This window comes from Lentzea kristufekii (genome assembly GCF_033949925.1).
Lineage (GTDB): Bacteria > Actinomycetota > Actinomycetes > Mycobacteriales > Pseudonocardiaceae > Lentzea > Lentzea kristufekii.
In genome coordinates this window covers 1-9,730 of the sequence record NZ_JAXAVV010000054.1, presented here as the reverse complement: position 1 = coordinate 9,730, position 9,730 = coordinate 1, and the positions used below count along the sequence as shown (strand labels likewise).

The window sequence follows — 9,730 nt, the reverse complement described above, 5'->3', positions numbered from 1 at the left end:
CTTCCTGCACCCCTTCGGCTGCACGCTCGACGAACGCCTCGACCGCTGGTACCTGTCCAACACCGCCGGCCAGCCCACCGAGAACGCCGTCGCGCTCTCCCACCTCATCTTCTCTGGCGTGCTGGACCGCCATCCCGGGCTGTGCGTGGTCGCCGCCCACGGCGGCGGCTACCTGCCCACCCACATCGGCCGCTCCGACCACGCCTGGCGTGCCCGCGCCGACGTCCGCGGCTGCGCGCACCCGCCCAGCAGCTACCTCAGGCGGCTGTACTTCGACTCCCTCGTGCACGACCCGCACGTCCTGCGCGAACTGATCCGGGTGGCGGGCCCCGACCAGGTGCTGCTCGGCTCCGACTTCCCCTTCGACATGGGCACTGACGACCCGCTCGGCGCGCTGCGCGCCGTCAAGGACCTGCCCGACCCCCACTTCCACGCCGTGCGCGGCGGCAACGCGGCAGCGTTGCTGCGTCTCATCTGAGGAGCCCGACATGACCAACCGTCTACTCACGCATCTGCGGCACGTCGATCTGGCCGTGCCGGACTACAACAAGCAGCTCGACTTCTACGCGGGCGTCTGGGGCCTGACCAAGGTCGCCGAGGACTCCGGCATCTCCTTCCTGGCCGCCGAAGGTTCGCCCGAGCAGTACATCGTCCGGCTCCGCAAGGCCGACGAGAAGCGACTCGACCTCATCTCGTACGGTGCCGCGAGCTCCGCCGGTGTGGACACACTTGCCGAACAGCTCCTCGCGGGTGAAGTGCAGTTGATCTCCCAACCCGCGAAGCTCGACTCCCCCGGCGGCGGCTACGGCTTCCGCTTCTTCGACATCGACGGCCGCACCATCGAGGTCGCCGCCGACGTCGAGGCACGCAAGCACCGACGGGTCGAGGAGAAGGAAGCCATCCCCGTCCGTCTCTCGCACGTCGTCCTGAACTCCACCGACATCAACGCCACCCGTGCCTGGTACGAGCAGCACCTCGACTTCCGGCTGTCCGACACGATGAGCATCCCGCACATGGGAGAGCTCATGCACTTCATGCGGATCAGCAACCAGCACCACTCCATGGCCATTGCCCGCGGCCCGCACACCTCCCTGCAGCACCTCTCCTTCGAGATGCGCGGCATCGACGAGTACATGCGCGGCACCGGCCGGCTGCTGCGCTCCGGCGCCACCAAGATCTGGGGCCCCGGACGGCACATGGCGGGCGACAACACTTTCACGTACTTCCTCGACCCGCACGGCAACACCGTGGAGTACACCACCGAGCTTGAAGAGCTGGACGAGGACACCTGGCACCCGCACATCTACGACCTGACGAAGCCCGAGAACGCCGACCAGTGGGGCACGGCCAACCCGATGAACGAGATGATCGCCAAGGAAATGCACAACGACGTCGACCGCGGCGTCTTCGTCGCTCCGCCGGTCTGACCCCCGCGATCCCGGGGGGTGCGGCGAACTGTCCGGCCCTGACGTGCCGCGCCCCCGGTCAATGCCAACTCTCCCTGCTACGTAGGACTGCCATGCGTTTCGCCACGTACGAAGAGCACGGTCGCAGGCGCGTCGCCACCGTGGAAACGACGGCGTCCTCCATCCGCACCGTGGCACGGCGTCGCTTCTCGACCTGATCCAGGCAGGTCCCGAGGCACTGCGCGAGGCGGGCAACGCCACCCTGCGCGTGCCGGGCGGGCAGCATGTCTCGCAGGTGCGTCTGCGGCCGCCGCTCCAACCGCCGTCCGTACGCGACTTCGTCACGTTCGAGGAGCACGTCGAGGGTGTACGACGAAGCATCGACGGGATCACGGGCGTCCCGGACGCCTGGCACGACGCACCGACCTTCTACTTCGCCAACCCCTGCGCGGTCATCGGCCCGAGCGACCCCGTCCCCGTGCCGCCCGGCTGTCAGGCACTGGACTTCGAACTCGAAGTCGCCGCGGTCATCGGCCGCGAAGGCCGCGACCTCACCCCCGAACAGGCCCGCGACCACATCATCGGCTACACCATCTACAACGACTGGTCCGCCCGGGACCTCCAGTCCCGCGAGATGCAGGTCGGCCTCGGCCCCTGCAAGGGCAAGGACGCCGCCACCACTCTCGGCCCGTACCTCGTCACCGCGGACGAGCTGGAGTCGTACCGCGACGGCGACGGATTCCTGCGCCTGGCGCTGACCGCCGAGATCAACGGCGAGGTCGTCGGCAGGGACCTGCTGTCCAACATGAGCTGGACCTTCGAGGAGATGACCGCCTACGCCTCACGTGGCACCCACGTGCGTCCCGGCGACGTGCTCGGCTCCGGCACCTGCGGCAACGGCGGATGCCTCGCCGAACTCTGGGGCATCCGCGGCCGCCAGGACCCAGCGCCGCTCAAGCCCGGCGACACCGTCGCCATCACCGTCGAGGGTATCGGCACCATCTCGAACACCGTCGTACCCGGTGCCGAACCGGTTGCCATTCCCCGCGCCCGCCGGCGCCCGCGAACGCGCCCATGAACCGCAGCCGTGAGCAACAAACCCTCCCCCGTCGTCTGCCGGATCAACGAAGACAGGATCGAGGAACGCGCCATGAAGAAGTCCCCCGCCGAGCGCGGCCGCGTCGCCGTCATCGGCGCCGGGCCTGGTGGTCTGGCCGCCGCACTCTCCGTCCACCAGGCCGCCCACGACGTCGTGCTGTTCGAGCGCTACCCGCAGGCCCGACCAGCGGGCACCATCCTCAACCTGTGGCCGGCCCCCATCAAGGCACTCGGGTTGCTAGAGGTGAACATCGAAGGCCTGGGGGCACCCTGCACAGCCGAGTTCCGCAACGCCCGCGGCCGCTGCCGGGTCCGCGCGGCCATCCCGGAGCACATCGTCCGCGAATACGGCGGCGGCTTCATCGGCCTGTTGCGCCCCGAACTGTACGAGCGGCTGCTCGACGCGCTGCCCAAGGGAGTCCTGCAGGTCAACCACACGGTGGAACGTGTCGAACAGGACGAGAGCGGCGTTCGACTGCACTTCGCGAACGGACGGATCCACGAGACGGACGTCGTGATCGGAGCCGACGGCATCGATTCCCTGGTCCGCCGCACGCTGTGGGGTGACAGCCCCAAGCGCGAGCACAACCTGCACGTCATCGGTGGCTACACGTTCGACGAGAGCATCGAGGCCGAGCCCGGGATGTGCGTCCTTTCCCACAGCCGCACTGTCCAGGGCAGCTGGACGGCCATCCGCGACAAGGGACGTGACGGCCACCAGTGGTGGGTGCTCGAGGCGTTCGACGCGAGCCGGGAGTTCACCGCGGACCCGCACTCGACCGCGGCTGCCGTCGGCCAGGCCTTTGCCCATCCGCTCCCCCAGCTGATCGCCGCGACCGACCCCGCGCAGGTCCAGCGCTGGGTGATCCGCGACCGCAAGCCACTGGGCCAGTGGTCCAAAGGCCGCGCGACCCTCGTCGGCGACGCCGCGCATCCCACATCCCCGTACGCCGCATACGGTGCCGGAATGGCCATTGAGGACGGATACTTCATCGGCCGCCGCTTGGTCGGGATGGACCTGACGGACTACCAGGCCGTCCGCGAGGCACTCGACGCCTTCGAGGCTCCCCGCAAGCCGCACACCGCCCGGCAGTCCCAGCAGGCCTACATCCTCGGCCGGATCTTCCATCACGCGCCGCCCCCGCTGCGCCCCATCCGGGACGCGATCCTGGACCACACGCGGCTGATGCAGAAGGTGGTCGGCGACTCGACACCCAGCTCGATCCTCACCCAGCTCGGCGAGATCGACCGAGCCGAAGAGCGCTTCACGACAACGCTCCGATCTCCAGGAAGTTGAAGAAGCATTGTCGAACCAGGCGCGCACTGTCGAGTCGCTGGCGAGCCGGTCGGCGGGCCTCGCAGGTGCCTCTGCGGCCGCCGACCGCACGCGACTCCGGCTTCGTCGACGACACGACGGAGTTGGTGCCGGACGCCTCCTTCGTCACCCAGCGAGAGACCGCCACCCTCGATCCACAGCACCGGGCAGCTCACTGACGCAACGGGTGGGGCCGTTCAAACTCTCGCCCAGCTTTGGTGCCCCCGTCGACCAAGATGTCGGCCCCCAGTCAGATAGCCGGGTGCTTCGCTCGCAGAACGCGAGCAATGCGTTCGGCCGTACCCATGTGCGGACTGATTCCAGCGGCGTGGACCACTGCGCGAACATCCCGATCCGGTCATGCCTGCGTTGAGCGTCGTTCTCGCGACGGTGATCGCTCCGCGCCAGGCGCGCGGGATCCGGCATCGGCTGGTGGTGTTGCTGACCGCGGCGGTGTGCACCAGCCCCTGATTACATCCGTCAGCCGTCCACCGCTGTTGTGAAGTGCGCTTTCGCGGCTCCATGATGGTGACGCCGGACGCGTCCCGGACCAGCTGCCCCGTCGATCTTTCCCCGGTCGTAGCGCACGCCAGCAGGCGTACACGCTGCCGGAGTTCGGCGACCGTGACGAGATCGACGGATTCACGAGCGCACGTTCCAGACGATCAGCATCGACCGCCGATGGCGATTCGCCGGGTGGTTTCAGGAGTTTGATCAGTTCGTCGGCGCGGTCGGGATCCACGACCCGGCGGAGGTCGGGGAAGCCGGCGCAAGATGTCAGGCGCCCTGAGTGCTGGTCGACCGGGTGGAGACCGCGCACACCGTCTCGATGCACGCCGCCACCTCTACATCACCCAGGGCACACCGAACGTCTTCCCGTGGTTCGTGGCGGCGGCACCGTTGATCGCCTGGGTCGGTGTGCTCGTGAAGTTCCTGCCCGTGGTCACCGCGTGGATCTTCTTCGCCGCCCTGGTACCCGACGAGCGCATCCTCATCGAGCTGTTCCGGCGCTAACCCTGCCCCGCGGCGGAGGCGTTGACGAGTCCCAGGGCGTCGGCGAAGAGGTACCCGTTGCCACTCGCCGCCCGGATGGTGATGGTGGCGGTACCCGCGGCCAGCGGGATGCCCGGGAGTTCACGACGGGTCCAGCCGCTCGATCCCGGAATGTTGAGCGTGCGCGAGTTGCCACTGGCGTCGGTGACCGTTACCTGCGCGGAGCTGAGCGAACCAGAGGTCTTGGCGGACAAGGAAAGTGTGTAGATGCCACCCGGAACGGCCACCTGCTGCCGCACCCCGCCCGCGTAGGACTGGGAGGCGCCCACCCGCAGCCCGAAGCGGCTGCCGATCGCACCGCCGCTGACGTTGGTCACGATCGAGCTCGGGCCCGACTCCCGGAAGTTGGTCCACCCCGTCAGCGTCGAGACAGTGACGCGGTCGGCCTGGAAGTCGGGGTTGAGGACGTAGTTGTTCCGCGGGCCGACCCGCCATTCCCCGGTGATCGCGTTGAACTGCCACTGGCTCACCGAATGGAACTGAGGCCTCGCACCGGTCTTCGTGACGGGCATCCATTGGTTGTAGCCGAGGCCGTTCCAGGCGAAATCCGCCCAGCGGTCTCCCGCGAAGATCACCGTGTTCTGCTTGGCGCCCTTGACCGTCACGAAGAATCCGGTCTGGGTCACGTGGCTGTAGTCCATCTCGGTCCCGGCGAGTGTGTACTCACCCGAGTAGCCGCTCTGGATGCCGCTGGACTCCAGGACGTGCGTCACCGAACTGTTCCAGCCGTGCAGGTCCGACGCCGCGTGGTAGTACTTGCCGTCGAGCTTGAACATCGCATTGCCCTCGCGGCCCGAGGAGTTCGAGCCGATCTGCACCGCAGGTTCGATCCGCAGCGAGTCGGATTCCCGGAACTTCGCCACGAAGGCGCGCCCGCGGCCTTCCCGGTTGGAGAAGATCAGGTAGTCCTTGCCGTTGTCGTCGGTGAAGACGGTCTGGTCACCGGTGCCGGTCGTCGGCGAGTTGGTGATCTGAGTCTGGAAATAGCCATAGTCGAAGGTGTCGGTCGGCGAGTCGCCCTGCAACAGCAGCACGCCGTGCCCGCCGCGGCCCGTGTGCCACATCTGCACGGCGAGCACGTACTTGCCGGTGTTCTCGTTGTACGAGACACCGAGGCGCCCGACCCAGCCCGCGCCACCGAGGTTGGCGCCGTTGCCGACACCGGTGGAACGCGTCGCGACCCGGTTCTCGAACTTCCAGTTCACCAGGTCCTTCGACGAGTACACCGGGATGGAGACGAACCCGACGTTCCCGTCGTACTTCCTCGTCGGATTGGCACGGTAGAGCTCGGCACCGGTGTAGTGCACGCCGTACCAGTAGTAGGTGTCGCCGAACTTGAAGACGCCACCACCCTGCGAATAGATCGGGTTGCCGCTGGTGTCGTTCCAGAACGTGTTGTTCGTGATGGTCTGGAACGTGCCCTCGTCCGCCGCCTTCAAATCGGCGGCGGCGTTCATCAGCGCCGTCTTCGCGGAAGCCACTTCCGAAGTGGCGGCCGACCTGTTTCCCGCGACGCCGGCCGCGGTGGTCAACGCCTTGGCGAAGGGAGCCCAGGAGCCCGCCGTGTACTTGTCAGGAACGCGGGTCTGGTACTCGCGGACCAGATGCCCCAGACCTCCCTCCGACGGCGCCGCCACCGCTGGGTTCGCCGAGAGCGATACCACTGTCGCCGCCAGCAACACCGCGGCGGCGGCTAGTTTCCAGTGCCTCAACATGTCACCTTCCATCGTTCTCGAAGGCGCCGAGGTCCGGCGCGCTCCCGCTGTAGGGCAAGCCGACGTCAGTGCCTTTGTCGATCAACGCGCTGTTCGTCGCCAGACGCAGATGTGGCAGCACGGGCAGGCTGCCGCCGATCTGGCGGGGTGCGTCCCAGCCGGACGTCGACACGCTGCGGAACTGCGCGTCCGACAACGGAATGCCGAGGTTCCAGGAGTTGTGAGAGGCGGTGGTGCCGTTCATGTTCGCCAGCAGCGTGCCGGTGTAAGCGATGTTGTTGCGCAGGTTGCCGCGGCCGACGGAGGCGCCACTCGAGTTGATTCCCCGCATGTCGAAGTCGGGGTGGTTGCCGTAGCTGGTGTTGTTGAAGTAGTCGTTGGCGACCGGCTGGTGGTTGGAGTAGAAGCCCGCGGCCTTGTTGTCCAACGCCACCGAGAAGCGCACGGTGTGCTTCACCGCCCCGGCGTCGTACTTGGCGCCGAAACCACCCGCCTTGAACCCGGCGCCGTTGCCCGCACTGGTCGTTGTGCCCGGCACGTACCCGTTGCGCCACGACCACGAGTTCTCGATGAGCACCGGCGAGTAGGTGTGGATGAGGTCGAACCCGTCGTCGGAGTTCCACCACGCCCGGCACCCGCGGAACACGTTCGCTGGACGGCCCGCGGGCGTGTAGTGCGAGCCGAACCCGTCGCCGCTCTCGCCGGCACCGTTGGAGCTGCGGCGGTCGTAGTTCTCGTGGGAGTCCGAGTTGAGGACGAGGTTGCCGCCTCCGCCGCTGATGAACAGCCCCGCTCCCATGTGGTGATGGGTGTTGATCAGCTCGAAGGTGTTGTTGCTGCCTGATATCCAGAGTCCCCAGGACTCGTGGTTCCGGTTGTTGTTCTGCGGTACGCCGGTGACCTCCAGTCCCTTGAGGTGCAGGTAGCTGCCGATGACGTCGAAGCCTTTGATCCGGCAGTCGTCCTTCATGGCGGAGAAGGTGAAGACCGGTTTCTCACCCGGATAGGCCCAGTACCGGATCGGGTTGCTCGAGCTGCCGCTCTTGTTCAGCGTGATCGCGTCGACGGTGGCCGTCTGGCTCGAGCAGGCACTGTTCGCGCGGGTGTAGGCAAACGTGCCGCCACGGAAGTAGACCGTGTCGCCTGCCTTGGCAGCGGTCTGCGCACGGGCGATCGACGCCCACGGAGCGGATTGCGTGCCCGCTGCCCCGTCATTTCCGTTCGGGGCAACGTAATAGACGTTCGCCATCGGTCCGACGTCCGCCGCCGCGGCACTGGCGGTCAGGAGCAGGACCGCCGCCGTGATCGTCGAAACCTTCGTGAGTTGTTGCAGGGATCCTCCCCGTGCAGGGTCAGGGCAGGTGATCACCGATCAGCGCCGGGCACTGGATCGCGGCGTACGCGGTGAGCCGGGAGTGGGCTTGGCGCAGGTTCAGATGGCCGAAGGATCGAGACGTGTCGGCACATTCGATGTTTCACGGCCGGACCAGCGCGGAGGTCAGCACCGGGACGTAGAAGCCGATTCCGGCGAGGTTCGGATGTGTGCCGGTGCCACCGGTTCCCGGGTAGCCGTTGACCAGACCGTTGAACGTGTACGCCACCCGCTGGCCGTCGTTGCGGGTGTCCAAAGTGGAGTCGCCGAAGACGTCTGCGACCGTCACGCCCCACTTGGCGCAGATCTGCAGCGTCACCGAGCGGATCGCGAGCTGCGTGTTCCAGTCGCGGGAGCCGAGCTTGTGAACCGCGACGTAGACGATGTGAGTGATCGGCCACTTGGTCCGCATTGCGTGGATGGTGGCCTCGAGCGAGCCCGCGTAGGTGGACCTGTCGAACGTGGCGGGGTCGAACCCCTGGGCCGTGGTGCCCACCCGGTACCGGTTGGCGTAGATGAGTTCGGCGTCGTTCGTGCCGCCGTTGAACACGACGTACTCGGGTGCCCGCGATGCGGCATTTCGCACCTGCGTGAGGATTTGCTTGTCACTAGGGCCGATGGTCGCGCCGTTGACGGCGTACTTGGTGAGGTTCAGGAGCTCCCGTTCGGCCGTCAGGTTCGCGAAGCTACGCGAGTAGGTGTGGCCGTTCACGATGCTGTCCCCGAACGCGTACATCGTCTTGCCCCTCAACCGCCCGTTCGGCGCGTCCGCCGGCGCGGTGAGGCGGAAGTTGTCGATGGACTGCACGCCGGTTCCGTAGTAGTTGCAGGCGACGAGCTTCGCGAGGTTCTTCCCAGTCATGCTCGCCGTGCCGGAGGCCATGACCGTCGAAGCGGTCTCCTTGGTGGCGATCAGGTACTGCACTCGCTGCAACGTGAAGTCCAGGTGCAGGTTCACCGTGTACCACGTGGCGCGGTTGTAGGTGATCCTGGTCCACGCGGGGTTGAGCGAGTCCGGAGCGGACGCCGAGTCGGACACCGGACCGGTCAGGCCGTACCTGAGTTCGGCAGCGGTGCCGGCGAGGGCGAACACGAGATTTCCCTGGCTGTCGCGCAATTCGATGCCGGTCTTCCGCTCATCGCCGGCGACGGCCGTCCTCCAGTCGAACGTCAGATCGAGGGTTCGCTGCCCGACGACGGCCGCGTCGAACGCCTTCACCGAGGTGGTGTAGTTGCCCATCCCCTTGGTGACGTTCAAGACCCCGTCGGACACCGCGGCTCCGGCGGGAAACCCGAAGTTCGGCGGGTTCGTCTGGGCGCTGAACGTCTCATCGACGAGAACGCCTGCCGCGGCCGCCGCCTCGGGGACGGTCATGACTGACACCACCACGGCGGCGATGGTCGTGAACCGGAGAATTCGGCGGATTCGCCGTAGGTCGGCAGACATGTCGATTCCCTTCAGCGCAGGTAGCCGGCGAGTGGCAGGTTCAGCTCCCGGACGCCTTGCACGACGAGGTTCGCCATCTCCGCGCCGCCGCGCTCGGAGAAGTGGGTGTTGTCGCCGGCCTCCCTGGTGAGGTACAGCGCCTGGGATGCCGACGGCCCCATCGACTCGACGAGTGTCTTGCTCTTGGCGGTCAGGTCGATCACCGGCGTGTTCGTGTTGCGGCCGAGTGCCCGGATGATGGCGGGCAGGTCCACGCCAACGCTGTTGACGTGCAGCGCGGTGCCGGTGAGTTTGTTGCCGTTGAACAGTCTCCGCACTGGTGGC

Annotated in this window: 8 protein-coding genes and 1 pseudogene; 5 read left to right on the top strand and 4 right to left on the bottom strand. The window is 67.1% G+C overall.

The features are described 5' to 3' along the window. The 5 genes from SK571_RS45640 to SK571_RS45620 form a co-directional block, all read left to right on the top strand. On the top strand, positions 1 to 478 hold a 478-nt coding region (locus SK571_RS45640), incomplete at its 5' end, for an amidohydrolase family protein (RefSeq protein ID WP_319990347.1). Between the two features lie 10 nt (positions 479 to 488). Then, positions 489 to 1,427: a VOC family protein gene (locus SK571_RS45635; protein WP_319990346.1), complete on the top strand. Its 939-nt coding sequence runs from the start codon at positions 489 to 491 to the stop codon at positions 1,425 to 1,427. Positions 1,428 to 1,701: 274 nt separating this feature from the next. Continuing rightward, positions 1,702 to 2,484, top strand: a complete 783-nt coding sequence (locus SK571_RS45630) for a fumarylacetoacetate hydrolase family protein (RefSeq protein ID WP_319990345.1) — start codon at positions 1,702 to 1,704, stop codon at positions 2,482 to 2,484. Positions 2,485 to 2,493: 9 nt separating this feature from the next. After that, on the top strand, positions 2,494 to 3,801 hold the full coding sequence (locus SK571_RS45625) for an FAD-dependent oxidoreductase (RefSeq protein WP_319990344.1): 1,308 nt from the start codon (positions 2,494 to 2,496) through the stop codon (positions 3,799 to 3,801). A 792-nt stretch (positions 3,802 to 4,593) separates the two neighbouring features. After that, on the top strand, positions 4,594 to 4,833 hold the full coding sequence (locus SK571_RS45620) for a hypothetical protein (protein WP_319990343.1): 240 nt from the start codon (positions 4,594 to 4,596) through the stop codon (positions 4,831 to 4,833). On the opposite strand, the gene SK571_RS45615 is transcribed toward SK571_RS45620, so the two are convergent. The 4 genes and pseudogenes from SK571_RS45615 to SK571_RS45600 all read right to left on the bottom strand — a co-directional run. Next, entirely contained in the window at positions 4,830 to 6,587 is a 1,758-nt protein-coding gene (locus SK571_RS45615; RefSeq protein ID WP_319990341.1) for a family 43 glycosylhydrolase, read from the bottom strand. The two genes, SK571_RS45620 and SK571_RS45615, sit on opposite strands and share 4 nt — an antisense overlap. Position 6,588: 1 nt before the next feature. Continuing rightward, positions 6,589 to 7,836: a right-handed parallel beta-helix repeat-containing protein gene (locus tag SK571_RS45610; RefSeq protein ID WP_319990340.1), complete on the bottom strand. Its 1,248-nt coding sequence runs from the start codon at positions 7,834 to 7,836 to the stop codon at positions 6,589 to 6,591. Positions 7,837 to 8,062: 226 nt separating this feature from the next. Beyond that, complete coding sequence (locus SK571_RS45605) at positions 8,063 to 9,406, bottom strand: SGNH/GDSL hydrolase family protein (RefSeq protein ID WP_319990339.1); 1,344 nt, start codon at positions 9,404 to 9,406, stop codon at positions 8,063 to 8,065. A gap of 11 nt (positions 9,407 to 9,417) precedes the next feature. Further along, a pseudogene (locus SK571_RS45600) lies at positions 9,418 to 9,730 on the bottom strand (rhamnogalacturonan acetylesterase); the annotation flags it as partial.

Excerpts from the sequence above, each read along its gene's own strand:
- SK571_RS45635 (WP_319990346.1), top strand. The coding sequence starts at position 489 with ATGACCAACCGTCTACTCACGCATCTGCGGCACGTCGATCTGGCCGTG.
- SK571_RS45620 (WP_319990343.1), top strand. The coding sequence starts at position 4,594 with ATGTCAGGCGCCCTGAGTGCTGGTCGACCGGGTGGAGACCGCGCACAC.
- SK571_RS45615 (WP_319990341.1), bottom strand. The coding sequence starts at position 6,587 with ATGTTGAGGCACTGGAAACTAGCCGCCGCCGCGGTGTTGCTGGCGGCG.
- SK571_RS45610 (WP_319990340.1), bottom strand. The coding sequence starts at position 7,836 with ATGGCGAACGTCTATTACGTTGCCCCGAACGGAAATGACGGGGCAGCG.
- SK571_RS45605 (WP_319990339.1), bottom strand. The coding sequence starts at position 9,406 with ATGTCTGCCGACCTACGGCGAATCCGCCGAATTCTCCGGTTCACGACC.